The sequence below is a fragment of the Bradyrhizobium sp. GCM10028915 genome (genome assembly GCF_042666195.1).
Classification (GTDB): domain Bacteria; phylum Pseudomonadota; class Alphaproteobacteria; order Rhizobiales; family Xanthobacteraceae; genus Bradyrhizobium; species Bradyrhizobium canariense_D.
The window spans coordinates 12646-36700 of sequence record NZ_JBHTFN010000071.1 but is presented as its reverse complement, the minus strand read 5'-3'; the positions used below and the strand labels follow the sequence as shown (position 1 = coordinate 36700).

Genomic DNA, 24055 nt, shown 5'->3' with positions numbered 1-24055 from the left:
GTGTGGAGCTCGGCCCATGATTGGGTCGGCAAACGCTGATGCTCTGCCCGTCCCCGAGATTTGGCAAGCATCAAAAATCGCTGCGGTGCGTCGTCGGTATTTCCTCCTCTCCCGGAGAGAGGTTGAGGAGGAGCGCTTCGGCTGGCGCCGAGTCTCAACGTCCCGGGCGGAGTTCCAGGCTCTCGAGGCCGGCGGCGACGTTGAGGCCGACCTGGCCCTGCACGCTGAGCGGCTGGAGCGCGATCGAATTGTTGGAGCCGCCGACCAGCACGTTGCCGCCGAGGCCGACACCGACCGAGGCGCTGCCCTGCGCACCGGCGTAGTTGCCGGCGAGGTCGCCCGGGCCGAGCCGGTTCACCGGCGCGAACACGCCCCACGCCAAAGCCGTCTCCTGTGTGATGCCGATATCCAGACCGACCTTGCGGATCGTCGCAACGTAACGGTCGTCCGGCAAACCATCGACGCGCAGCACGCAACCGAGATGGGTCACCGATCCCACGATGAAGCCCACGCTGGCGCCGCCGCGGCATTCGAGCACGCCCACCTGCACCATCCGCGATTGCGCGCTGGCGCCCGCAACGGAGGCGACGAGGCTCGCAACGGCAAGCCCGGCGAGGAGGAGTGAACGGCTCATGAATATCTCCGGCGATGAATGTGATGCGAGCATGGAGGCGCGGCACACGCCGCGCGATGGTCTATGCCACAACAGTTCCGGTGGCGCCAGATCGTGCAGACTTGAAAGAAAAAGGGCCCGCATTGCGCGGGCCCTTTGATGTCACTTCATGTCTGTGAGTTCAGCGCAGATTGCCGCAGAAGCGCTGGATGCGCTTGCAGGCGTCTTCGAGGTCCGAGGTCTTGGTCGCGTAGGAGATGCGGAACGCGGGGCCGAGGCCGAAGGCTGAACCCTGCACCACGGCGACGCCTTCGGTCTCCAACAGTTCGGTGACGAACGTCTCGTCATTGTCGATCACCTTGCCCGACGGCGCGGTCTTGCCGATGGTGCCGGCGCAGGACGGATAGACGTAGAAGGCGCCCTCGGGCCGCGGGCACTCGATGCCCTTGGCCTGGTTCAGCATGGAGACGACGAGATCGCGGCGCTCCTTGAAGACCTTGTTGTTGGCGGGGATGAAGTCCTGCGGACCGTTCAGCGCCTCAACCGCGGCCCATTGCGCAATCGACGACGGGTTCGAGGTCGACTGTGACTGGATCGTCGACATCGCCTTGATCAGCTGCGCCGGACCGCCGGCATAGCCGATGCGCCAGCCGGTCATGCAATAGGCCTTCGACACGCCGTTCACGGTGAGCGTGCGATCGTAGAGTTTCGGCTCGACCTGCGCGACCGTGGTGAACTGGAAGTCGTCATAGACGAGGTGCTCGTACATGTCGTCGGTCATCACCCACACATGCGGATGCTTGACCAGCACGTCGGTGAGCGCCTTCAGCTCGGTCCTGGTGTAGGCAGCTCCCGTCGGGTTCGACGGCGAGCACAGGATCACCCATTTGGTCTTCGGCGTGATCGCGCGCTCGAGTGCCTCGGCCTGGAGCTTGAAGCCGGTCGCGGCGGTGCAGACCACCGGCACCGGCTCGCCGCCGGCGAGCGCCACCATCTCGGGATAGCTGACCCAGTACGGCGCGGGGATGATCACCTCGTCGCCCGGATTGATGGTTGCCATCAGCGCGTTGTAGAGCACCTGCTTGCCGCCGGTGCCGACGATGATCTGGTTCGCCTTGTAGACGACGCCGTTCTCGCGCTGAAACTTGGCGATAATGGCTTCCTTCAACTCGGGAATGCCGTCGACCGCGGTGTACTTGGTCTTACCGGCTTCGATGGCGTGGATCGCGGCCAGCTTGATGTTCGCGGGCGTGTCGAAGTCGGGCTCGCCGGCGCCGAGACCGATGACGTTGCGGCCCGCCGCTTTCAGCGCACGTGCTTTATCCGTGACCGCGATGGTCGCGGACGGCTTCACACGGTCGAGCGCAGCGGCAAGGAAGGACATCGTCATCTCCTGACAAGCGTCGTGAACCCTTTGGCTTCACGACTCCGATTGTGGGAATGAACCACCCTAAAACGAGTGCCGTTGCACCGCAAGAAACTTCGGTCCGATCCCGCAAAAGTTTACGTGTCTGGCGTTTCGAGCCGCGATTTCCCGCAATATTCCGTAACTTTGCCGCGCAAACCCCTCATATCCGACAACGCGTGTCCTCGGAGCAATTTTGCGGCCTTCGCGGGCTATGAAACGAGAACGTCGTCATGCCCGGGCCTGTCTCGCCTGCGCGGCCGAAGCCGCTTCGGCGAGGCGAAGGCCCGGGGCATCCACGTTCTTCGTGCCGTGTGCAGCGCGTAGATGGCCGGGACAAGCCGGGCCATGACGATGCGGAAGCTTCAGTGCCCAAAACGCGACCGCGGTGCTCGCACACGATCGCGTCGAGCAACGCACTTGCGCGTTGACGCAAGCGTGAACTGAGTTGGATGGTCGCACGGAAATGATCTTCCGCCGCATTGCAATGCGGTAGGGTTTTCGAGTTTTTCTATTGGCCGGGTCTTGCGGCGGATTCGCATCGGCATCATTGTTTAGCCGCGTTGCGGGGCAACAAGCGCCGCGCCCTCCCGTCGTCCGGAATCATCCCCAGAATGTACAAGCTCTATTCGATGCAGCGCTCGGGCAACAGCTACAAGGTCCGCCTTGCGCTGGCGCTGCTGAACTTGCCTTACGAAGCGGTCGAGGTGGACATTCTGCGCGGCGAGAGCCGCACCCCGGACTTCCTGGCCAAGAACCCATCCGGCCAGGTGCCGCTGCTCGAGGTCGGCGACGACCGCTATCTCGCCGAGTCCAACGCCATTCTCTGGTACGTCGCCGTCGGCACGCCGCTCGCGCCGGAGAACCGCATCGATCGCGCCGACGCGCTGCAATGGATGTTCTTCGAGCAGCACGCGCTGGAGCCGAACATCGGCGCGGCCTATTTCTGGCTGTCGCTGGTGAGGGGCGGCCGCGACCTCCAGACTCATTCGCTGGAGGACTGGATGGAGCGCGGCTATGGCGCGCTCCAGGTGATGGAGAATCATCTCAGGACCAACGCCTATTTCGCCGCCCGCCAGCTCACGGTCGCCGACATCGCGCTGTACGGCTATACCCACCTCGCCGACCGCTGCGACTTCGACCTCTCGACCTTCCCGGCGATCCGGGACTGGCTGAAGCGCGTGGAAGCGGCCCCCGGCTACGTCGCAATGGACTGGCGGCCGGCCGACATCGAGGACCCCGCCAGCATCGCTGCTGGTGCCTGAGGGGCGATCACGCTCTGGCAAATAGCGGGCACAAAGGTCACCATTGCCGCAATCTCGCCATTTTCGCTCGATTGGCCGCCGCAATATTGCCGATTGCAACAGTGAAATTGTTCGATGTCGCGGGTGATTCGCTCGCGCGTTGAAGGATTTAGACCATGATTCGGGCGTCCGGCACGGCAGGCTTTCAGGGCCCACCCGCTACCGTTTCGTCTTCCCGGCTGACCAACGCGGTCGCGGCCTCGCTCGCCGTCGCCGCGCTCTCGCTGTGCCTGATCGTCACCCTGACGGTGCTGTCGACCAAGGCGACCATGGCGATGGGTCTGCCGGTCTGATTCCCGCTTCATCCTGGACCCGCCTTCAAGGCGCCGCATGGCCCGCGCCGACCGGCATCGCGACAGGACGTCGATGAAATCACCTGTGGTCATCGTTGCAATCACCCTGACCGCGGCCATCCTGGTCGCGGCATCGCTGTTGATCTTCGTCGGCACGCGCAAGGGCCAGGGGACATCGAAGCTGAATGCGCCCGCGCTGCAACAACGTCTCAAGCACGCGCACTTGGTCTAAAATCATCCGAAAGCTTTGCGCGAGACCCAAAGCGCACCTTAAGCACACCGCGCGAAACCGCATCGCAATGGCGCAATCTTCGGTCAGTGTTGCCGCCTTACCTCGTTCACGAAGGAGCGAGACAGGCCCATGCGGTTGGGATGGCGTGCGATCTCCGGTCCGGCGCTGACGGCAGCGACTTTGCTGCTGACGATGTTTTTCGATCGCTTCGTCCCCGCTTCCTCCCCCGCGCCGCTGCTCGTCTGCATCGTGGCGCTCGCCGGCGCGCTCTCGGGTCCCGCTTCCGCCGTCGCCAGCGCAGCCATCGCCGTCATCGGCGCGGCACTGCTGCTCCTCAGCCGGCACGGCGTTGCAGGCCTTACCACGGCGGATATGATCCAGCTCGGCCTCCTGGCCGCGACGGCCGCGGGCACCGCAGGCATCACCGGCCTGATGCGCCAGCGGCTGCTCGGCACGTTTGCCGCCGAGCGTCGGAGTCACGCCATCGCCGCGCGGCTGTCGGCCGCGCTCGACCAGGTCGATATCGGCATCGTGCTGCTCGATGCCGAGACGCGCGCCGAATTCATCAACCGCGCGTTCCGCGATTATTTTGCGGTGCCGGACGACATCGCCGACGGCAAGCCGCCGTTCGTCGCGCTGATGTATCACGGCCGCGACACCGGCGCGTTCGAATTGCCCGAGGACGAACTCGGCACCTTCATCGCTCAGCGCATGGAGATGGTCCGGATCGGCGATGCCACGCCGATCAACATCGCCTTGCGCAATGGCGAGGTGTTGCGCTTCGTCTGTGCCGCGCTGCCCGACGGCGGCCGCATGCTGAGCTACACGCCGGTGACCGACCTCGTGCGCCACACCGATGCGCCGTCCCGCGCCGACTACTACCGCTCGCTGCGCGATCCCGCGGGCCGCAAGCTGATCCGGTATCTGCGCGTCGCGGAGTGATGCGCGATTGATCAGCACGTCCATCATCACGTATGAAGGACGCCTCATCGATCGCGGGAATTTCATATGTCGCTCACCATTCGCCCCGTCACCAGGCAGGACTACGATCAATGGCTGCCGCTGTGGGACGGCTACAACGCCTTCTACGGCCGCTCCGGTCCGACCGCGCTCTCGCCCGAAATCACGCGCGTGACATGGCAGCGCTTTTTCGATGCCTATGAGCCGGTGCACGGATTGGTCGCCGAGAGTGACGGCCGCCTGCTCGGGATGACGAATTACCTGTTTCACCGCAGCACCACCGCGATCGAGCCGTCCTGCTATCTGCAGGACCTGTTCACGACCGAGGCCGCGCGCGGCAAGGGCGTCGGCTCGGCGCTGATCCACGGCGTCTACGAGCGCGCAAAGCTCATGGGATCGCCGCGCGTGTACTGGCAGACGCACGAGACCAACGTGACGGCGCAGCGCCTGTACGACAAGGTCGCCGAGCGTTCCGGGTTCATCGTCTATCGCAAGATCTTCTGATCCTCGCGATCGCGCCGCCTGTGGATAACTCTGTCTGTCACCTGCGCGTAACATAGCGGGACTAGGCTGCAGCTGCGTCTGGTCAGCCCCCCGTCACCGATCAAGCGCCCCAAAGCGGTCCCCGTCAGTCGCCGCGTCTGACAGGGGCCGCATTTTTTTGTCGGCAGTCCTTGTCGGCAGCCTTGTCAGCATGGCAGCAACGCGGCGCACGGCTTGCTGCGGCGGGGCACCGCGGTCACAATGCGCCCCTGCCCATCTCCGACGGGGATCTCCCATGGAAATTCGCAATCTCGGCGCCTCCGGCCTGCGCGTGTCTGCGGTCGGGCTTGGCTGCAACAATTTCGGCCAGCGCACGGACCTGGAGACCTCGCGCAAGGTGATCCACGGCGCGCTCGATCTCGGCATCACGCTGTTCGACACCGCCGACATCTATGCCGGCATGGGCGGTTCGGAAACGGTGCTCGGCACCGTGCTCGGCGACCGCCGCAAGGAGATCGTGCTCGCCACCAAATTCTCCAAGCCGATGGCGGCCGACGGAACCAAGCAGGGCGCTTCGCGCCGCTACATCATGAACGCAGTCGAGGCGAGCCTGACGCGGCTCAAGACCGACTACATCGATCTCTATCAGCAGCACGATTACGACCCGCTGACTCCGATGGAGGAGACGCTGCGCGCGCTCGACGATCTCGTCCGTCAAGGCAAGGTGCGCTACATCGGCAATTCCAATTTTCCGGCCTGGCGCCTAGCGGAGGCCGAGTTCACCGCGCGCGCGATGAATGTCAGCCGCTTCGTCTCTTGCCAGGACGAATACAGCCTGCTGGTGCGCGACATCGAAAAGGATCTGCTGCCGGCGGCACAAGAGTACAAGCTCGGCCTGCTGCCGTTCTTCCCGCTCGCAAGCGGGCTGCTCACCGGCAAGTACCAGCGCGGCGCGGCCGCCCCGACCGATACGCGCTTCGGCAAGGTACCGGCATTACGCGACCGCTATGTCACGCCGCGCAACGAGGACATCGTCGAGAAGCTCACGGCATTTGCGAAAGCGCGCGGGCACAGCATGCTCGAGCTCGCCTTCTCCTGGCTCGCCGCGCGCCCGCAAGTGTCGAGCGTGATTGCCGGCGCCACCCGCGTCGCGCAGGTCGAGGAGAACGTGAAGGCGATTGCGTGGAAACTCGGTGCGGAGGAGATGGCGGAGATCGACAAGATCACGCTGGGCTGATCTTTGCGGCGGCGCGCGCTACTTGGCGCCGCGCCCCACCGTCTGCATCACCTCGAAGCCCTCGAACTGGGGATGGCCGAGATAGGTCGGCTTGGTGTCGCCGGCCCGCGCGTGCGCGGCACGAAAGGCATCCGATTTGGTCCAGGCCTCGAACGCCGCATGGTTCGCCCACACCGTGTGCGAGGCGTACAGCGTGTGATCCTCGAGCTCGGGGCCACGCAGCAGATGAAACTCGACGAAGCCCGGCACCTTGTCCAAATGAGTATCGCGCGAAAGCCAGACCTGTTCGAAAGCAGCCTCGGAGCCCTTGGCGACGCGGAAGCGGTTCATGGCGATGTACATGGGTGATGGTCTCCTGACGTTCGGCCGATCATGTCGTCATTCCGGGACGCGCCGCAAGGTGCGGGCCCCGGAATCGTAGGTTAAGCAACCAACCCCTTCATCGGACGTGCGCTTGCGCTATCTGGAAACACCGTCTCGGCCAGCACGCGATCCGACAGGCCGAACTGGCCCTGCAGCACGCCCTTGATCACGGAGCGCAGATCGGTGGTGGGCTTGAGGTCGCGGGCCTCGAAAAGGTTGGCGGGCTTGAGGCCGGGCCAGTCGGCGATGACGCGGCCGCCCTTCACCGCGCCGCCGGCGAGCAGCGCGATCGTTCCCGTGCCGTGATCGGTGCCGTCTGTGCCGTTGATGCGCGCGGTGCGGCCGAATTCGGTGGCGACCACGACGACGGTGTCGCGCCAGCGTTCCCCTAAGCCGCTTTCGAACTCGGCGAGCGCACCGTCGAGCCCGCCGAGCAGGAATGCGAGGCGACCGACAGGGCCGCCTTCATTGGCGTGCGTGTCCCAGCCATCGAACGCGAGCGCCGCGATGCGCGGGCCGTCGTCGGACGCCATCAGTTTTGCGGCGCCGCGCGCGACCTGCCGCATCTGCGCGACCGCGTTGCCCGGCTTCGGCTTCATGTCGTCGCCGCTCGCGGCCTTTTCCAGCGCAAGGCCCTGCGACAGCACAGCCGCCAGCGCGGGATCGCGGTGACGATAGAGCTCGACCAGACGCATTGCGGTGTCGTCATCGGCTTGCGGCAGCGCCACCGGCGCCCAGCCGACGGTCGGCGCATTGCCGCGCAGCACCAGCGGCATGGTCGGGCCGACGGCAAGAGCACTCGACACCCGCTCGCCGCGCGGCAGCGCTTCCAGCGCGCGGTTGAGCCAACCGGATTGCACGCGCCCCGGGCCGGCATAGCCGCTTTCGAGCACGTCCTGGCCGTCGAAATGCGAGCGGTCGCGATAGGGCGTCGCGACCGCATGGATCACCGCGGCGTGCCTGTCGCGATACATGCGTGCGAACTCAGGCATCGCCGGATGCAGCGCAAAGAAAGTATCGAGCATGATCGCGGGATGCGCACCGTCCGCCGTGAGCGCGATCGCCCCGTGCAGGCCGGCATAATCGGGATCGCCGACGGGCGCGACGGTCGAAAGCCCATCAAGCGCGCCGCGCAGGATCACCACGATCAGGCGAGGATCGCGGCCATCCGCGGCGCGCGCGAATTTCGGCAAGTAAGCCCAGGCCGCGAACGAGGCGCCGCCAAGCAGGAGGCCGCGCCGCGAGGTGAGGAGCCGGTTCTCGACGCAGTCGATCATCATCATCTCCTCTGCATTTCGGGCGACATCAACAGCAGCGCCAGCGCCTGCTGCCGCGACTCCGCGCGCTCGATGGTCCGCCGCGTTTCGATCGAGGCCGCATCCGCGGCGGCAAATTCCAACAAATCGAGCGGGTCGATGTTGGGCCCAAGCCGCGCGCCCATTTGCGCGGCAATGTCGAGCCGGAGCTTGATGCCTTCCGGCGCAGCCCAGGCGGCATTGGTGTCGGCGAAACCATTCGGGCCGGCCGGCGACCACAGCGGCTGGCCCAGCAGATTGAGGTTGTTGAGATAGGCGCCGGGATCCTCCGGCACGCGCGCGAGCAGCCGGCCGCTCGCGACCAGGAAATCATAAGGGCTGCGCATCTTCGTCAGTGGCGCCTTCCACGCCTCGTCGGAATCGACCAGTGCGGTTGCCAGCGCTTTGAGATCCCCGTCGGTCTTGATGAAGACATCGCGCAGTCGCGCCACCAGCGCCGGCGGCGGATCGTCGGCGACGAAGTGGCGGACGAATTTGGTGGCGATGAAGCTCGCGGTCGAGGGATGGCGTGCGATGTCCGCGAGGGCGGCTTCGCCTTGCGCAAGGCCGGTCGGCTCGTAGGTCTTGCCGAGCAGCATTTGCGGCCCGGGCTGGTGCGCATTGACGTTGAACACGAACGAACCGGGCGCTCCCAGCTGTCCCTGCCGGCCAGCAAAGGTCCAGCCGGTGATGATGCGCGCGAGCGAGGTGACGTCGTCCTGCGTATAGCCGCCGCCGACGCCGAGCGTATGCAGCTCCATGATCTCGCGCGCGAGATTTTCGTTCAGCCCGCGCTTGCGGTTCTGGCCCGCGCGCGAGTCCGGTCCGAGCGATTGCTGGTTGTCGAGGAAGAACAGCATCGCCGGATGCTGCTCCACCGCTTTCAGCATGTCGGCGAAACGTCCGAGCACATGCGGCCTGATCGCCTCGCGCTCGAACGCACCGGCCCAGATCCGCGCCAGCTCGCCCTTGCTGGCGGAGATGCAGAAATGGTTGGACCAGAACACGACCAGCCGTTCGGTGAAGCCGCACTCGACCAGCGTCGCGCGCTGCAACCGCGCCAGTGCCTCGGCGCGAAAGGTTTTTTGGATGACGTTGAGCGGCTGCGGGGCGGGTTTTGCGGCAGGCGGCGCGGCCGCGTTGGGCTGCATAGTGTCCGGCTTGGCCATATTGTCCGCCGGCTTGTTGTCAGCCGGCTTGTTGTCAGCCGGCTTATTGTTACCGGGCTTGGCCTCGGCCATCTGGCCGGCGATCTCGGTTGCCACGGCGTTCAGCGAGAGATTGCGGCGCGGTCCGGGCCTCTGATCGGCCGGCGCTTGCAACGGCGCTTCAGTCGGCGCGCCGGCCTTCGCGGCGGCCTCGCGCGCCTGCTTGACCTGATCCTGATAGGCGAACACGGCCTGCCCGAGCTGCTGCGCGGATTGCAGGCCCGGCGCCTCCAGCAGCACACCGTTGGGACGAGTGAGTTCCGCCTTCACAAAGCCGCGAGGATCGGAGGCCGCGTTGATGAGATCGCCGGATGCGCCGCCGCGGGCGCCGAAGCCGAAACGGTTGAGCGCGACGAGCGCGGCTTGCGAATCGCGGGCCATCGATATGTCCTTCGCGCGCTGCCAACCGCTTTCCCGATACGTGCGCGAGGCCTAATATACCGCAGCGGGAGATGAACCCGGCATGAAAACGACAGCGCGGCTTTTGCGCAAATCATGACAAATCGGCAAGACATTCCGGCGCAGCAACCCCGCCGCCTCGCCTGCTCTCGTTGCGGCGCCGAGTTCGGCTGCGACCTCTCCGGCACCTGCTGGTGCGCGGAAGAAACGGCGCGGCTGCCGATGCCGGTCAAGGGCGAGGATTGCTTGTGCCGGGAGTGCTTGCGTGCGGCGGCGGAGGCAACATAACCCTCCGCGTCCGCGGTATGGGTCCTAGCTTTCGCCAGGACGACGTTGAGGAGAGACGGCTCGCGACAACTACACTGGATGCCCCGGGGACTTCCGTGCCATGCCGTCGAACGCATCCAGCAGCTTTTCGCGCCAGGCGTAAACCGGGTCGTCCGCTTCCAGCAGCTTGAACGGGCTCGTCGCGCGCGCCCACTGAAAACCGCCGAACACGATGTAGTCGGCATAGTTCGGTGCGGCGCCGCCGATGAAGGGCTGCTTCTTGAGGGTCTGCCCCATCACCTCGAGCGATTTGCGGAAGGCGACCACGCCGGCATCGCGGCTGGCCATGATCTCTTCCAGCCTTTGCCGCCGAAACGGGCCTCGCGCGACTGGCGGAAATAGGCGGCGTCGACCTCATCCAGATTGTTGGGAATGTCGGCGATGATCAATGGAAAGATGCCGCCGACGATGGCGATGTCGCCCCAGACATTGAGCATGCGTGCCATGGCGCGCCCGCCCTCGCCGCCAAACAGCGACGGACGATCCGGAAACTTGTCTTCGAGATAGATCGCGATCGTCCAGGAATCGACCACCGGCTGGTCGTGATGCAGCAGCACCGGAACCTTCTCCGAGCCATGTGGCGCGATCGCGCTCTTCTCGGTGAAGCGCCAGGGCAACGTTTCCGCCGAAAGGCCCTTGTGCGCCAGCGCCATTCGCGTGCGCCAGCAGAACGGGCTGAACGGTCGCGAGGCGTCTGTGCCGACGAGTTCGAAGAGTTTGAGCGACATGAAAGGGTCTCCCGGTATTCCGTCATTGCACGCGAAGCGAAGCAATCCAGGACTGCCGCCGCGGAAGCATTCTGGATTGCTTCGCTTGCGCTCGCAACGACGGATGTGGAGAGCTAGCGCCCGTTCGTGCGCAGCAGCCTCTCGCCGTCCTCCGTCACCGCGATCACCAGCCCCATTCCGGGCAGCGTCTCGCGCGCGATATAGCCGCGGTCGGCGGCGTCTTCCCAGATGGTGAGGCGCGGGCACGACGTCTTCCAGGTCGCGATCACCTCGGCATAGGCGCGGGGCTCGCGCGCAACCCACTCGACGAAGTCCAGCACCAGCGGGTCGGCAGTCTCGCTCATTGCAGACCTCCCTTGTCGAAGGCTGCCAGCACCGGCGTGCGGACCAGCAGCCAGCTGCCATAGGCGATATAGTAGCAGGCGATGGTGGTGATCAGCTTCATCGACCAGGCCACGAATTGCTGGTCGGTCATGGCTTCGAGGATGCGCCGCGCCAGCGTGGTGCCGAGCATGGATGCTGCGATCGCGACGGCCGCGAGCACGGGATCGAGCGTCGCCGCCTGGTCGATCACGCCGCCGAAATAGATCAGCTTGCTGAAATGGCTGACGAGCTGGCACATCGCCTTGGTCGCCACCTTCTCGCGCCGGCCGAAATCGCCGCCGAGGAAGAAGGTGTCGAGCAGCGGCCCCGACACGCCGGTCATCAGCATGAGGCCCATGCAGATCGTGCCGTAGACGGTGCCCTGCCAGAGACGGTCGGGATCCGGCTTGATGTTGGCGGGCAGCAGCCGCGCCATGAACGGCGTGATCCCGAGCAGCAGCAGCGCGACCGGCTTGTCCGGTACGTAGCGCGTGAGCGACCACGCCGCGAGCGCGAGGCCGCGCCGACCATATAGTTCGCGACCGGGCGCCAGCGGATATGCGTCCGCCAGAGAAAGGCGCGCCAGCCGTTGGAGGCCATCTGCGTGATCGCATGCAGCACCATCGCGGTCGGCAGCGGCATCAACGCCAGCAGCACGCCGATCAGGATCAGCCCGCCCGCCATGCCGAACAGCCCCGACAGGAACGCGGTGCCGACCATCAGCAATCCAAGGGCAGCGATCATGATGGGCGTCACGTAAAAATCTCCCGACCTTCTCCCCGCTCGCGGCGCGAAGCGAAGGAAACGTGCCCCGCTTGCCCCGTCTACGCAAACTGAGTTATCTTGGCCTGGCATCAGCTTTCCTGAGGGTCGGTCATTTGCGGCGCTTGCTGTTTCTCAACGGCATCAAGGCATTCGAGGCCGCGGCGCGGGCCGGCAGCTTTGCCGCGGCCGGCCTCGAGCTGAGCGTATCGGCAGCCGCCGTGAGCCGCATGGTGCACATCCTGGAAGAACGGCTCGGCGTCGCGCTGTTCGAGCGCAAGGCCAACAAGCTGCTGCTGACGCAGGCGGGCCGCGCCTATCAGAGCGGGCTGACGCCGATCTTCGATGCGCTCGCAAGCCTCACCGCGCAGGTGACGGCGCCCTCGAGCGTCCGCGTGCTCACCATCGGCATCGGCCACACCTTTGCGATGCGCTGGCTGATCCCGCGCCTGTCGGAGTTTCGCAGCGAAGAGCCCGACATCGAGGTGCGCTTCACCACCGGCGGCGCGTCGGTGCCGTTCGGCGAGGACTGGAGCTGCGGCATCCAGCTCGGCACCGGCGACTGGCCGGGGCTGGTGGCCGAACCGCTGTTCGCCGGCGACCTCACGCCGGTCTGCGTGCCCCGCCTCGCCTCCTCGCTGAAGCGCCCGGCCGATCTCAAGGCACCGAGCCTGATCCGCGTCGCGCATTCGCCCGAGGACTGGCCGATCTGGCTCAAGGCCGCAAACCTCGCGCGCGTCAACGCGCGGGGACCGGAGTTCCAGTTCTACGGCCAGGCGCTTCAGGCTGCCGCCGACGGGCTCGGAATCGCCATGGGCATCCGACCCTATATCGACGACGACCTCGCCGCCGGCCGGCTGGTGGCGCCATTCGAGCTCTCGGTGCCCAAGGGCATGCGCTGGTACCTGCTCTATCGCAGCTTCCAGACCGAGCAGCGCGACTTTGCCGCGTTCCGCCGGTGGATCATGCGCGCGGCGTCGGAACCCGCCGCCCGTCCCGTCCGGCGGCCCGGCCGCACCAGCGCGCGGAACTGACGCTGCTATCGGACTTTGGCAAAAAAGCCCGCCGCTTGTGAACGGCTTCACATCCTGAAATCCGCAAACGTGGTCCCCTGACCCTCCAACAAGGCGCTCGAATAAAACATTTTGGGGACTGCAATGACGACCCTTTACGACGGCTTTGACATCGAATCCTTCGAAGCTGGCCAGGGGCTGTGGCACGCCCGGATCCGGCGTGCCGATTTCAGCCCGGTTGCCATCGACGGCGTGCTGTTTCCGGCCATGGAAGTCGGCTTCGCCTGGCCTGATCCCGATGCCGCGATTGCCCATGCCAAGCACCACATCGATCGCTTCCGCCGGCGGGCCGACGACAGCGACGACGAATAAGCGAGCGGGACTGCAGGCGAACCAAGGAACGGCGCAGGGTCAAAGGGGGAAATCGGTCATGTCAGTCATCGAATTCGAAGACACGCCGCGGCCGAGGATTTACACCCGCAATGTGTTGTCCAGCTGCCCGGAATGCGAGGGCGATCTCACGGTGCTCCGCGTGATCGGCGGCCGTGCCGGATGCGAGTATTGGACCATGCGCTGCACCGATTGCGGCGGCATCCATCTCGACATCCTCGAGCCGCGTCAGGCAGCCGGGGACGATGAGGGACCGCTGCCGGCGGCCTGATCGCAAGATCCCAAGGCCTGCTGCCAACCTGCTGTCAGCAGTCTGAGCATTGCCGGGCATTCGCTCTTTATTGCGAGGCGGACTCGCCCCATATTCGGAGCATGGCGAAGAAACCTGCATCCTCCGAAAAATCCGGCAAATCCCCCAAGGCCAAGGCTCCGAACGCGAAGGCGCCGAATTCCAAGGCGTCTCGCCCCGACGTGCAGCCGATCGGGCCGGCGTTGGCCGAGTTGCTCAATCCCGCGATCAATCGCGGCGATGCCGGGCTCGGATCGGGCACCGGACTGCAGCCGCCGCCGGACAATTCGCGCGACCGCCGCTCCGGAGGCGAGGCCGCCGCGCATCGCGCGCGGGCCTCGACGCCGAAAGAGTTTCCGCAGGACAATACGAGGCCAATGCCGCTGCGGCCCAATCCGCAGCCGCCCGGCGCCCGCGACGCGGGCTTCGACGAGGCGCCGCAGGCCAATTACGGAACCGCGGCCACGATACCGACGCTCGATCCGGAACTGGCGCGTCAGCTCGGCCTCCCGACGGAAGAGGACGATGCCGAAGCCCTGGCTCGTCCGCCGCGCAGCAAGATGGAGGCGCTCGGCGTCAAGGCCACCGCCGACGCGCTGGAATCGCTGATCCGCGAGGGCCGGCCGGAGTTCCGCAAGGACGACGGCTCCACCAGGGTGTGGACCCCGCATCGGCCGCCGCGCCCGGAAAAGTCCGAAGGCGGCGTGCGCTTCGAGATCAAGTCGCATTATGAGCCGCGCGGCGACCAGCCAACCGCGATCGCCGAGCTGGTCGAGGGCATCAACCGCAACGACCGCTCGCAGGTGCTGCTCGGCGTGACCGGCTCCGGCAAGACCTACACCATGGCCAAGGTGATCGAGGCGACGCAGCGGCCCGCCATCATCCTGGCACCGAACAAGACGCTCGCCGCCCAGCTCTATGGCGAGTTCAAGAGCTTCTTCCCCGACAACGCGGTCGAGTATTTCGTCAGCTATTACGACTATTACCAGCCGGAAGCGTATGTCCCTCGCACCGACACCTACATAGAAAAGGACTCCTCGATCAACGAGCAGATCGACCGCATGCGCCACTCGGCGACGCGCGCGCTGCTCGAACGCGACGACGTCATCATCGTTGCCTCGGTGTCCTGCATCTACGGTATCGGCTCGGTCGAAACCTACACCGCGATGACCTTTGCCCTGAAGAAGGGCGAGCGCATCGACCAGCGCCAGCTGATCGCCGACCTCGTCGCGCTGCAGTACAAGCGCACCCAGGCCGATTTTACCCGCGGCACATTTCGCGTGCGCGGCGATGTCATCGACATCTTCCCGGCGCACTATGAAGACCGTGCCTGGCGCGTGAACCTGTTCGGCGACACCGTCGAGACCATCGAGGAGTTCGACCCGCTCACCGGCCACAAGCAGGACGAGCTCGAATTCATCAAGATCTACGCCAACTCGCACTATGTGACGCCGCGCCCGACGCTGGTGCAGGCAATCAAGTCGATCAAAGCCGAATTGAAGATGCGGCTCGACCAGCTCCACGATCAGGGCCGCCTGCTCGAAGCCCAGCGGCTGGAGCAGCGCACCACCTTCGACCTCGAGATGATGGAGGCGACCGGAAGCTGCGCCGGTATCGAGAACTATTCGCGCTATCTCACCGGGCGCCTGCCCGGCGAGCCGCCGCCGACGCTGTTCGAATATGTGCCCGACAACGCGCTGGTGTTCGCCGACGAGAGCCACGTCACCGTTCCCCAGATCGGCGGCATGTTCCGCGGCGACTTCCGCCGCAAGGCGACGCTCGCCGAATATGGCTTCCGGCTGCCCTCTTGCATGGACAACCGCCCGCTGCGCTTCGAGGAATGGGACATGATGCGGCCGCAGACCATCGCGGTCTCCGCGACGCCCAGCGCCTGGGAGATCAACGAGAGCGGTGGCGTGTTCGTCGAGCAGGTGATTCGCCCGACCGGTCTGATTGATCCGCCGGTCCACATCCGCCCGGCCCGCACCCAAGTCGACGATCTCGTCGGCGAGGTCCGGGCCACGGCGCAGGCCGGCTATCGCTCGCTGATTACGGTGCTGACAAAGCGCATGGCGGAGGATCTCACCGAATATCTGCATGAGCAGGGCATTCGCGTTCGCTACATGCACAGCGATATCGACACCATCGAACGCATCGAGATCATTCGCGATCTGCGGCTCGGCGCGTTCGACGCGCTGGTCGGCATCAATTTGCTGCGCGAAGGCCTCGACATTCCCGAATGCGCGCTGGTCGCGATCCTCGACGCCGACAAGGAAGGCTTCCTGCGCAGCGAAACCTCGCTGATCCAGACCATCGGCCGCGCCGCGCGCAACGTCGACGGCAAGGTGATCCTCTATGCCGACCAGATGACGGGATCGATGGAGCGCGCCATCGCCGAAACCGACCGCCGCCGCGAGAAGCAGGTCGAGTACAACACGGCGCATGGCATCACGCCGGAGAGCATCAAGAAGTCGATCGGCGACATCATGAACAGCGTCTACGAGCGCGATCACGTGCTGGTCGAGATCGGCGGCCACGACATGACCGACGACGTCATCTCGATCGGCCACAATTTTGAAGCCGTGCTCGGCGATCTCGAGACGAGGATGCGCGAGGCCGCCGCCGATCTGAACTTCGAGGAAGCCGCGCGCCTGCGCGACGAGGTCAAGCGCCTGCGCGCCACCGAGCTCGCGGTGGTCGACGATCCCACCGTCAAGCAGCGCACGGTGCAGGGCAAGGCCGGAGCCTATGCGGGCGCGAAGAAATACGGCGACGCCGCCAATTTGCCGGTCAGCGCGCTGAAGAACAAGAGCGCAGCCACAGCGCTCAAGGCCAGCGGCAGCAAGGGCTCGCGAATCCACAAGCCGCATCTCGACGAGATGCACGGCCCGGAATCGTTGCCATATCGGGGCGACCGCGCGCTGCCGTCGAAGCCGTTCGGTGGCGAGAGCCGCATCATCCAGCCGACGGATTCAAGGCAGTCAGGGCCGGAGTTCGGGCCATCGCCGAGGTCGAGCGGTGGGGCGCCGGGGCATAGGGGTGGGTGGAAGAAGAGGTAAGGGGGCGCGGAGCGCCGGCGCCGCCCATGGTTGTTCATGGCGGCGTCGGAGAATCATGAGAACGCGAACTCACCCCAGGCTCGCCGTCACCACCGCCATCACCGACAGCAGCAGCACGGTTGTCATCAGTTGCAGCGAGGCGACCGGCTGGGTGCGCCATGCCGTGATCTTGTCGGCGAGCGACAGATGGGCCTCGAAGACTTCGGTTCGTAGACGGTCTTGAACAAATGCGGGAAGCTCGGCCCGAAGCTCACTGCAAGCAGCGCATGGGCGAGCGAGACGATGACGACGAAGATGGCGACGCCGGGATCGCCGACCAGGTCGTGATGCCGACCAGCTTGAGCAGGAAGGCGGCGGCGGCGAAGGTCGGGAAGCTCTGCAGCGTCGCGGTCAGTGCGAGGCCTTCGAGCGCGTTGTGCATGCTGGACTTTCTGACTCTGGCGACGGCGGCCATGGCACGTCTCCCTGAGGACATGCAGATGAATCTAGCCGTCATCAGGGGGACCTGATGTGAGATGCGTCACGCCCATTTCCTCTGCGGGAACAAGGCGCGCGCGCCCCGAATGACCAGGGGTTACAGCTTGCCCTGCCCGTTCACCTGGCTCTGCTGTTGCCGCTGTCTCTCCTGCTCTTGCTGTTCCTTGGCATGGTGGCGGCCGTAGAGGCAGCCGGCGGCGGCGCCGAGGACGCCGTGATGGCCGGCATAGTGGCCGGCGACGCCGCCGACGACGGCGCCCTTGATGCAGCCCTTGGCGTTGGCGGCGGACGTCGCGCCACAGATGAGAAGTACGGCGATGGCGGCGAGGGATTTCATGGATCGATGTCTCCGGATGCGGTGTCGCACTCTCAACAGGCACGGGCCCGTCCCGGTTCCCGCGCGCACGCGATGCTTCGCTAGACCATGCAGCCGAACGCCTGCACGAATTCGTGAAGGCTCGCGCTCGCTCAATCATAAATTGTAGCCATGAACCTGGCATTGCGCTGGCGTGTCATACGTCAGCAATATTCCCTGTAGTTTGCGGATTGCCGGTGTCCGAGGCAGCGCGTTAGCCTTGCGCGAACTCCACACGGCCAATGAGGGCGGGCGGAATGACGGTCGAGAAGCTCAATCGCCAGCGCGTGCTGCATCTGCTCGACGCCATCTCGCGCAGCGATCTCGCGGCCGCGCTGTCGTGCTGCACCGAGGACGTCGACTTCCTCACCCACGCGCCGATCGACGTGCTGCCGCACATGGGCCCGTGCCACGGCAAGCAGGAGCTCGGCGAATTCTGGCGCACCGTGCAGGAGCGATACGCCGAGATCCGCTACGAGGTGCCGCAGATCGTCGCCGAGGGGGACACGGTCGCGGCCTATCTGCGCGTGTTCTTCAGGAACCGCAGCAACGACCGCATCATTCAGGTCGACATGGCCGTGTTCTACACTTTTCGCCACGGCCAGGTGGCGCAGATCCGGGAGATCATCGATTCCTACGATCTGGTGCAGCAGGTGCTGGAACGTGAGATCGGCCCCCTGATCGTGGGCGAGCGGGTGGACGGGCGTTAGCTCTCTCCCAAACCGGCCCGGACCGGGAAAAATGCGGGGTTTTATTGTAAATCTCACACGCCGGGATCAATTGTGCATTGCGAAAACGTGAATTGCGTTTTGGCCGAATTGACGTATTTTGTTCGCATACAAATGAGTTGAGCGACCCCGCGGCACCTTTCCTGTGCGCTTGGGGTTGTTTTTCGCTTTTTCGCAAGCCAGCTTCAGGACTGCCCAAGATGACAGAGCACAGCCTCTGGCGTTTCTCGCGTGCGTTGCACCGCGCGATCAACGACCGGCATTTCGAGGACATCGAGGCCCTGATCGACGAGGACGTCGAGTGGGCGCTCTATGGGCCGATCGACATGTTTCCGTTCCTCGGGGCGCGCCAGGGCAAGGACGCCGTGCTCGACGTCATCCGCCAATTCGCCGACAATTTCCAGGTCCGCCGCTTCGACCGCGAGAGCATCATGCTCGGTGTCGATTCCGCCGCCTCGATGCTGCGCTATTCGCTGACCGCACTGGATTCCAGCAAGCCGATCAGCTTGCGGGTGGCGCAGTTTGCCCAGTTCAGGGCGGGCAAGCTCACCAGCATGCGCGTGCTGATCGACACGTTTGATCTGGTCGAGCAGGCACTTGGCCGAGCCATTCATCTGCCGAAGATGACCAGCGTCGGCTGAACGGAACACCAACGGGCCCCGCACTTCGGGACCGATGGCTGATGCACCCCACGACGCGTCCTGGCCTCCAGCCCCGCCGGAATGCAATCGTGGAGAAGCTCGTCATCGGGCGCGCGCCTTTCGCGCGGCCCGTTGGTTCGCGTCTGATGGAACCGCCACAATTTCGCAATGATGGTTCCGCATCCTCGGCGGGAACTGGGCTGACGGGCAGGACGATGGAATTCGCGACAGGGTTTGGCTGGACCAGGCTGCCGATGCTGGCGGCCGCTTTGATCTTGGGATCGGTGCTGACGGTTTCGGCGCAGATCATTCCGCCCTTCTCCCCCGGCCCGGCCGCAGCGCCCGACGACGACGCCGAAGCGGCGGAGGCCCCCGACGTCAACGACCCCGACGTGCTGAGCGGCATCGACGTTGACAAGCTCGACTGGGGCCAGCTCGCGATCGACGCCGGCACGCTCAACGACATCATCGCCGCCAAGAAGCGCGCGCAGGCCGCCGCCAAGGACGGGCTGAACTGGGCGACGAACGCCAACGCCAACGGCTCCTCGGCGGTGACGGTGAAGCAGTCGGTATCCTCATTCTGGGACGCCCGCATCGGCGCCGACATGACGGTGACGAGCGAGCCGCGGACGATGTCCGAGCTGCTGGCACAGAAGGCCAGCAATGGCGGCAGCGTGCCTCAATCGTCCGGCAGCGCCTGGGCGGCCGCGACCGCGCCGGGCGCCGGCGCGATCTGGGACAAGACCGCGGTGGAGGCTCGCGTCGATCCCGGCGCGGAGCAGAGCAAGCTCGGGGCCTCGCTGATCAAGTCGGTGCCGCTGTCGGGCGACACGTCGCTGACGCTGCAGAACGGCTACAGCGTCAACCAGCAGGGCACCACGGCGCTCCCCGGCGTCGGCGGTCACGTCACGCGCAATTACGAGACCGAGCAGTCGGCCAAGGTCACTCTCACCGATACCGGCACCAGCATCACCGCGGGCCAGTCGCTGTCGACCACGGACGACAAATGGCTGCGCAAGGTCGGCGCGGAACAGAAGCTGTTCGACAACGTCACCGTCTCCGGTTCGGTCGGCGAAACCTCGCAAGGGGCGATCAACAAGAGCCTGACGGCGGGTTTCAAGAAGAGCTGGTAGCTGTTTTCGCCTCTCCCCCCTGCGGGGCGAGGGAGTCGAGCACCGACCGGCCGCGCATTCACTTCGGCGCGGCGGCCGCGTTCAGACTCCGGTAACCATACGCCACGGCAAAGCCCCCGAATGGACCGCCCTTGCCGCACCTCGGCCAAGTTGCGGCCAAAATCCGGCGCCCTAGTCCCAGACCGACGTCGTCGTGCGGGGGACACTCGCGCTGCGCTCAACGCGAACAGGGGAATAACGATGAACGCCATGCGCCCGGAAAAGACCGAAGCCACCGAGACCGAGACCATCGACACCAACCTTGCCGCAGTGACGGAAGTCGAAGCCGGCATCCGTGACTTCGTCCGCAACGACATCGCCTATCTGCGCCGTCCGGCAGCGACCGCCGCGGACGCGCCGCCGCTCGATCCGAGCGCGGAGGCCACCGTCACCAACGTCAACTCGCTGATCCAGCGCGTCGCCGGCACCTCCCTCGCCGAGATCGAGAATTTGATCTCCGAGCTCGAGAGCCTGCGCGACCTGCTCCACGCCGAAGGCCAGCGCGTCCAGCGCGAGATCTCCGGCTACGCCCAGCTCAGCCAGGCTGCGATGAAGTCGACCCGCATGATCGCCGACAACGTCTCACAGTGGAAGCGCGCCGCCGACGGCCTGCGCAACAGCTGATCGCTGCATCCCGCATCACCAGCCGCCGCGTTCCGAAAGGGGCGCGGCGGTTTTGATTCGTGGGGTATGTGACGGTGCGCACGCGCCCCACGAAAAGTGTCATCACCCGCGAAAGCGGGTGATCCAGTATTCCAGAGGCAGCGAGGCCAGAATCGAGAAGCCGCGGCGTACCGGATGCCCCGCTTTCGCGGGGCATAACAGCGGAGGGGTTTGAACTTCCCGCATCCATCCGGCGACTAACGCCAAGCGCTCCCGCCATCGCGGCCGGGCCTGGGGACATTTCATGGAAAGCATTCGGCCCGACACCACCGACCCGATACCGCTGCGACCCGCGCCGAACCAGTTCGGCACGATCATGCTGCGTTTTGTCGGATTGCTGGCGGTTGCGATCGCGATATTGGCGTTCGTCTATAGCCGCTGAGGCGGAGGCCGCGGAGTTAACGAAATCTTACCGGGCGGCTTCCACGGTCGAAGCTTCCAGGGTGTAGGCGCCGTCGGCATAGCCCTTCACCACCATGCCGGCCACCAGCATCACGGCCAGCGTCGCGGTAGCAAAGATGAATCCGACCAGCTTGAGTGCGCCGCGGTCTGCCATGGTCCTCGTCCCCTGTACTCTGCCCAGTTCGTTCAAATAGACAGCGACAGGTTCATAATTGGTTAGCAACTCGATGGTTCCGCGCATTGCTTCGCGGGAAAACCATGTTGCGCAGGCTTATGGCAGCCACCCGGAATCGCGTCCATAGCGCGGGGGCAACACTCGCGCGCTGTTTTCGCCGTTCATCCTGGAACGAATCTAACCGCCGTTCACACGCATCGGCACGAAGGCGGTTGCGGTGATGGCGTAGACGTCCTCGCCGCGCTGGTTGGTGCCGGTGGTGCGCGCGGTCAGGATGCCCCAACCGGGTCGCGAGGCGGAGCTGCGCTTGTCGATGACGACGTTGACGTAGGTGACGATGTCGCCGGCGAGCACCGGCCTGATCCAGCGCAGGTCGCGAAAGCCCGGCGACGGGCCCCACACCGCGACCTCCTCGCCGCGCGAAGCGGCTTCCCGCGCCAGGCGCTGGCCGTCGGCGACAAGCAGGCTCATGCAGGCCGACCCGACGTGCCAGCCCGAGGCCGCGAGCCCGCCAAACAAGGAGTTCTTGCCCTCCTCCTCGTCGAGGTGAAAACGCTGCGGATCGAACTTTGCGGCGAATGTCTTGATCGACTCGGCCGTGAACGTATAGGCGCCGATCTCACGGCGATGCCCAATCTCGATCTCCTCGAAAAACGGCATCAGACCGCCCCTTCGCGCCGCTTGATCAGGATCGGCGACGTCATCTCGCACAGCGCATCACCCCCGGCGTTGCGCACGGTGCATTTGAATTTGACGATGCCGAGCTCCGGGCGGCTCTTCGAGGTGCGGGCCTCCACGACGTCGACTTCGAGCATGAGATCGTCGCCGGGTCTGAGCGGCGACAGCCACCGCACTTCGTCGACGCCGGGAGATCCCAGCGAAGCGGCGCGGGTGATGAAACCGTCCGCCATCATCCGCATCATCAGCGAACAGAGATGCCAGCCCGAGCCGGACAGGCCGCGCAGCATGCTTTTGCTGGCGGCGTCCTCGTCGAGGTGCATCGGCTGCGGATCGAACTCGGCGGCAAAGGCCACGATCTCGTCGCGCGTGACATGGCGCGGGCCGAATGTTCCGAACCGGCCGGGCGGGAAATCTTCGAAGGTCAGGGTCATCTTGGGAAAGGTTTGAGGGAACGACAGATTGTGGCCGCACTTTGCGGCAATCTCAACCCGCCGGCCCGCATGGCTCGTGCTACATTCGGCGCGCCGGCGTCGGTCTTGAGTCGGATCGAGCAGGGGCCACGATCCATTTGCAAGGCCCGACAACACCTGAATTGCCCTGGGGAGAGCAATGTTTTCATTCAGCGACCTGTTTCAATGGGACCGCTTTATCACGCCGACGATCATCAAGACCTTCTACTGGCTGGTGATCGCGCTGATCTGCCTGTTCGGCCTCTCCGGCATCTTCTCCGGCCTCGCAATGATGGCGATCAGCCCGTTCGGCGGCTTCCTGATGCTGCTGTCGTCGATCGCGAGCGTCGTCGTCGGAATCGTGTTCTCGCGCATTCTCGCCGAGCTGATCCTGATCATCTTCCGCATCAACGAGCATCTTGGCGCGATCAGGGATCAGGGCGGCGGGGTGCGGTAGGGCGCTTCCGGGGCACGAACTCCAGCGTCTTACGTGTTGAACCTGAAATGCATCACGTCGCCGTCGGCGACGACGTATTCCTTGCCTTCGAGGCGGAGCTTGCCGGCATCGCGGGCGCCGGCTTCGCCGCCGAGCGCGACGTAGTCCTCATACGCGATGGTCTCGGCGCGGATAAAACCCTTTTCGAAATCGGTGTGGATCACACCGGCGGCGCCCGGCGCCTTGGTGCCGCGATAGATGGTCCAGGCGCGCGCTTCCTTCGGGCCCACCGTGAAATAGGTGATGAGGTCGAGCAGCGTGTAGCCGGCGCGGATCAGGCGATCGAGGCCGGCCTCTTCGAGACCCAGCGTCTCCAGGAAGTCGGCGCGTTCGTCGCGCGAAATGGTGGCGATCTCGGATTCGATTTTTGCCGAGATGACGACCGCAATGGCGCCTTCCTTGGCAGCCTGGTCCTGCACCGCCTTCGAGAACGAATTGCCTGATGCGGCCGAGCCTTCCTCGACGTTGCAGACGTAGAGCACGGGCTTGGACGACAGCAGGCCGAGCATCCCGAAGGCGCGCTCCTCCTCCACCTTGCGCTCGACGAGGCGCGCGGGCTTGCCTTCGCGCAGCAGCACCAGCGTGCGATTGACGAGGTCGAGCTGCTCCTTGGCGTCCTTGTCGTTGCCCTTGGCCTTCTTGGACAAATTGTCGACGCGCTTCTCGAGGCTGTCGAGATCGGCGAGCATCAGCTCGGTCTCGATGGTCTCGATATCGGCGAGCGGGGCGATCTTGCCTTCGACATGGGTAATGTCGGAGTCCTCGAAGCAGCGCACGACATGCGCGATGGCGTCGACCTCACGGATGTTGGCGAGGAACTGGTTGCCGAGGCCTTCCCCCTTGGACGCGCCGCGCACGAGGCCGGCGATGTCAACGAAGGTCAGCCGGGTCGGGATGATCTGGCCCGACTTGGCGATCGCTGCGAGCTTATCGAGCCGCGGATCCGGCACCGCGACCTCGCCGACATTCGGCTCGATCGTGCAGAACGGATAGTTCGCCGCCTGCGCCGCGGCCGTCTCGGTCAGCGCGTTGAACAAGGTCGACTTGCCGACATTGGGCAACCCGACGATCCCGCATTTAAATCCCACGAGCG

Annotated in this window: 29 protein-coding genes and 2 pseudogenes; 17 read left to right on the top strand and 14 right to left on the bottom strand. The window is 65.3% G+C overall.

Annotated features, from left to right (window positions below):
- Window positions 1-154: 154 nt before the first annotated feature.
- On the bottom strand, window positions 155-634 hold the full coding sequence (locus tag ACFQX9_RS35795; RefSeq protein WP_085360572.1) for a DUF992 domain-containing protein: 480 nt from the start codon (window positions 632-634) through the stop codon (window positions 155-157).
- A 160-nt stretch (window positions 635-794) separates the two neighbouring features.
- Window positions 795-1997 carry a pyridoxal phosphate-dependent aminotransferase gene (locus tag ACFQX9_RS35790; RefSeq protein ID WP_007596745.1) on the bottom strand — a complete coding sequence of 401 codons (1203 nt, stop codon included), beginning with the start codon at window positions 1995-1997 and terminating at the stop codon, window positions 795-797.
- Window positions 1998-2632: 635 nt separating this feature from the next.
- Between ACFQX9_RS35790 and ACFQX9_RS35785 the strand changes: the two genes are divergently transcribed.
- The 6 genes from ACFQX9_RS35785 to ACFQX9_RS35760 all read left to right on the top strand — a co-directional run bounded on the left by ACFQX9_RS35785 (window position 2633) and on the right by ACFQX9_RS35760 (window position 6527).
- On the top strand, window positions 2633-3283 hold the full coding sequence (locus ACFQX9_RS35785) for a glutathione S-transferase family protein (protein WP_018453545.1): 651 nt from the start codon (window positions 2633-2635) through the stop codon (window positions 3281-3283).
- Between the two features lie 155 nt (window positions 3284-3438).
- Entirely contained in the window at window positions 3439-3615 is a 177-nt protein-coding gene (locus ACFQX9_RS35780; RefSeq protein ID WP_007614766.1) for a hypothetical protein, read from the top strand.
- 37 nt (window positions 3616-3652) lie between these two features.
- A complete protein-coding gene (locus tag ACFQX9_RS35775; RefSeq protein WP_018453544.1) occupies window positions 3653-3847 on the top strand; it encodes a hypothetical protein in 195 nt (64 codons plus the stop codon).
- A gap of 129 nt (window positions 3848-3976) precedes the next feature.
- Complete coding sequence (locus tag ACFQX9_RS35770; protein ID WP_085360574.1) at window positions 3977-4789, top strand: PAS-domain containing protein; 813 nt, start codon at window positions 3977-3979, stop codon at window positions 4787-4789.
- Window positions 4790-4855: 66 nt separating this feature from the next.
- Entirely contained in the window at window positions 4856-5311 is a 456-nt protein-coding gene (locus ACFQX9_RS35765) for a GNAT family N-acetyltransferase (protein WP_018453542.1), read from the top strand.
- A gap of 274 nt (window positions 5312-5585) precedes the next feature.
- The gene (locus tag ACFQX9_RS35760; RefSeq protein ID WP_018453541.1) at window positions 5586-6527 is read left to right on the top strand and encodes an aldo/keto reductase; all 942 of its coding nucleotides are present in this window, start codon (window positions 5586-5588) and stop codon (window positions 6525-6527) included.
- Between the two features lie 18 nt (window positions 6528-6545).
- On the opposite strand, the gene ACFQX9_RS35755 is transcribed toward ACFQX9_RS35760, so the two are convergent.
- The 3 genes from ACFQX9_RS35755 to ACFQX9_RS35745 form a co-directional block, all read right to left on the bottom strand.
- Complete coding sequence (locus tag ACFQX9_RS35755; protein ID WP_007596764.1) at window positions 6546-6869, bottom strand: antibiotic biosynthesis monooxygenase; 324 nt, start codon at window positions 6867-6869, stop codon at window positions 6546-6548.
- Between the two features lie 80 nt (window positions 6870-6949).
- Window positions 6950-8167: a DUF1501 domain-containing protein gene (locus ACFQX9_RS35750; RefSeq protein WP_377792034.1), complete on the bottom strand. Its 1218-nt coding sequence runs from the start codon at window positions 8165-8167 to the stop codon at window positions 6950-6952.
- A gap of 2 nt (window positions 8168-8169) precedes the next feature.
- Entirely contained in the window at window positions 8170-9774 is a 1605-nt protein-coding gene (locus ACFQX9_RS35745) for a DUF1800 family protein (RefSeq protein WP_377791870.1), read from the bottom strand.
- A gap of 114 nt (window positions 9775-9888) precedes the next feature.
- Here ACFQX9_RS35745 and ACFQX9_RS35740 point away from each other — a divergent pair, with 114 nt between their 5' ends.
- Window positions 9889-10080, top strand: a complete 192-nt coding sequence (locus tag ACFQX9_RS35740) for a cysteine-rich CWC family protein (protein ID WP_247489261.1) — start codon at window positions 9889-9891, stop codon at window positions 10078-10080.
- A gap of 69 nt (window positions 10081-10149) precedes the next feature.
- On the opposite strand, the pseudogene ACFQX9_RS35735 reads toward ACFQX9_RS35740, so the two are convergent.
- The 3 genes and pseudogenes from ACFQX9_RS35735 to ACFQX9_RS35725 form a co-directional block, all read right to left on the bottom strand.
- Window positions 10150-10847 (bottom strand): annotated as a pseudogene (locus tag ACFQX9_RS35735) (glutathione S-transferase family protein).
- A 113-nt stretch (window positions 10848-10960) separates the two neighbouring features.
- Window positions 10961-11191, bottom strand: a complete 231-nt coding sequence (locus ACFQX9_RS35730) for a hypothetical protein (protein ID WP_377791868.1) — start codon at window positions 11189-11191, stop codon at window positions 10961-10963.
- Window positions 11188-11966 (bottom strand): annotated as a pseudogene (locus ACFQX9_RS35725) (TSUP family transporter). Before ACFQX9_RS35725 ends, ACFQX9_RS35730 begins: the two are co-directional and overlap by 4 nt.
- A gap of 122 nt (window positions 11967-12088) precedes the next feature.
- On the opposite strand from ACFQX9_RS35725, the gene ACFQX9_RS35720 reads away from it, so the two are divergent.
- The 4 genes from ACFQX9_RS35720 (at window position 12089) to uvrB (ending at window position 16723) form a co-directional block, all read left to right on the top strand.
- Complete coding sequence (locus tag ACFQX9_RS35720) at window positions 12089-13006, top strand: LysR substrate-binding domain-containing protein (RefSeq protein WP_018453535.1); 918 nt, start codon at window positions 12089-12091, stop codon at window positions 13004-13006.
- A 123-nt stretch (window positions 13007-13129) separates the two neighbouring features.
- Window positions 13130-13357 carry a hypothetical protein gene (locus tag ACFQX9_RS35715; RefSeq protein WP_007596778.1) on the top strand — a complete coding sequence of 76 codons (228 nt, stop codon included), beginning with the start codon at window positions 13130-13132 and terminating at the stop codon, window positions 13355-13357.
- A gap of 58 nt (window positions 13358-13415) precedes the next feature.
- Window positions 13416-13646, top strand: a complete 231-nt coding sequence (locus ACFQX9_RS35710) for a hypothetical protein (RefSeq protein ID WP_018453534.1) — start codon at window positions 13416-13418, stop codon at window positions 13644-13646.
- Between the two features lie 101 nt (window positions 13647-13747).
- The gene (uvrB, locus tag ACFQX9_RS35705) at window positions 13748-16723 is read left to right on the top strand and encodes an excinuclease ABC subunit UvrB (RefSeq protein WP_377791867.1); all 2976 of its coding nucleotides are present in this window, start codon (window positions 13748-13750) and stop codon (window positions 16721-16723) included.
- A 250-nt stretch (window positions 16724-16973) separates the two neighbouring features.
- On the opposite strand, the gene ACFQX9_RS35700 is transcribed toward uvrB, so the two are convergent.
- A complete protein-coding gene (locus ACFQX9_RS35700) occupies window positions 16974-17177 on the bottom strand; it encodes a hypothetical protein (RefSeq protein ID WP_231190249.1) in 204 nt (67 codons plus the stop codon).
- Between the two features lie 120 nt (window positions 17178-17297).
- Entirely contained in the window at window positions 17298-17537 is a 240-nt protein-coding gene (locus tag ACFQX9_RS35695; protein WP_018453532.1) for a hypothetical protein, read from the bottom strand.
- A gap of 275 nt (window positions 17538-17812) precedes the next feature.
- On the opposite strand from ACFQX9_RS35695, the gene ACFQX9_RS35690 reads away from it, so the two are divergent.
- The 5 genes from ACFQX9_RS35690 (at window position 17813) to ACFQX9_RS35670 (ending at window position 21141) form a co-directional block, all read left to right on the top strand.
- Window positions 17813-18265 (top strand): nuclear transport factor 2 family protein, encoded by a 453-nt coding sequence (locus ACFQX9_RS35690; protein ID WP_377791865.1) that lies wholly within the window; start codon window positions 17813-17815, stop codon window positions 18263-18265.
- A 218-nt stretch (window positions 18266-18483) separates the two neighbouring features.
- The gene (locus tag ACFQX9_RS35685) at window positions 18484-18924 is read left to right on the top strand and encodes a nuclear transport factor 2 family protein (RefSeq protein WP_018453530.1); all 441 of its coding nucleotides are present in this window, start codon (window positions 18484-18486) and stop codon (window positions 18922-18924) included.
- A 215-nt stretch (window positions 18925-19139) separates the two neighbouring features.
- Window positions 19140-20057 (top strand): hypothetical protein, encoded by a 918-nt coding sequence (locus ACFQX9_RS35680; protein ID WP_026232548.1) that lies wholly within the window; start codon window positions 19140-19142, stop codon window positions 20055-20057.
- 240 nt (window positions 20058-20297) lie between these two features.
- Window positions 20298-20720, top strand: coding sequence for a hypothetical protein (locus ACFQX9_RS35675; RefSeq protein ID WP_018453528.1), 423 nt, complete (start codon window positions 20298-20300; stop codon window positions 20718-20720).
- Between the two features lie 283 nt (window positions 20721-21003).
- Complete coding sequence (locus ACFQX9_RS35670) at window positions 21004-21141, top strand: hypothetical protein (RefSeq protein ID WP_007614812.1); 138 nt, start codon at window positions 21004-21006, stop codon at window positions 21139-21141.
- A gap of 27 nt (window positions 21142-21168) precedes the next feature.
- Here ACFQX9_RS35670 and ACFQX9_RS35665 read toward each other — a convergent pair whose 3' ends face one another.
- The 3 genes from ACFQX9_RS35665 to ACFQX9_RS35655 form a co-directional block, all read right to left on the bottom strand.
- Window positions 21169-21315 (bottom strand): hypothetical protein, encoded by a 147-nt coding sequence (locus ACFQX9_RS35665; RefSeq protein WP_007596790.1) that lies wholly within the window; start codon window positions 21313-21315, stop codon window positions 21169-21171.
- Window positions 21316-21513: 198 nt separating this feature from the next.
- A complete protein-coding gene (locus ACFQX9_RS35660) occupies window positions 21514-21996 on the bottom strand; it encodes a MaoC family dehydratase (RefSeq protein WP_018453526.1) in 483 nt (160 codons plus the stop codon).
- Window positions 21996-22448: a MaoC family dehydratase gene (locus ACFQX9_RS35655; RefSeq protein ID WP_018453525.1), complete on the bottom strand. Its 453-nt coding sequence runs from the start codon at window positions 22446-22448 to the stop codon at window positions 21996-21998. The genes ACFQX9_RS35660 and ACFQX9_RS35655 overlap by 1 nt, the downstream gene beginning before the upstream one ends.
- Window positions 22449-22626: 178 nt before the next feature.
- On the opposite strand from ACFQX9_RS35655, the gene ACFQX9_RS35650 reads away from it, so the two are divergent.
- Window positions 22627-22923, top strand: a complete 297-nt coding sequence (locus ACFQX9_RS35650; protein WP_018453524.1) for a DUF4282 domain-containing protein — start codon at window positions 22627-22629, stop codon at window positions 22921-22923.
- 29 nt (window positions 22924-22952) lie between these two features.
- Here the strand turns inward: ACFQX9_RS35650 and ychF are convergent, their stop codons facing one another.
- Window positions 22953-24050 (bottom strand): redox-regulated ATPase YchF, encoded by a 1098-nt coding sequence (ychF, locus tag ACFQX9_RS35645; RefSeq protein ID WP_204512361.1) that lies wholly within the window; start codon window positions 24048-24050, stop codon window positions 22953-22955.
- Between the last annotated feature and the right edge of the window lie 5 nt (window positions 24051-24055).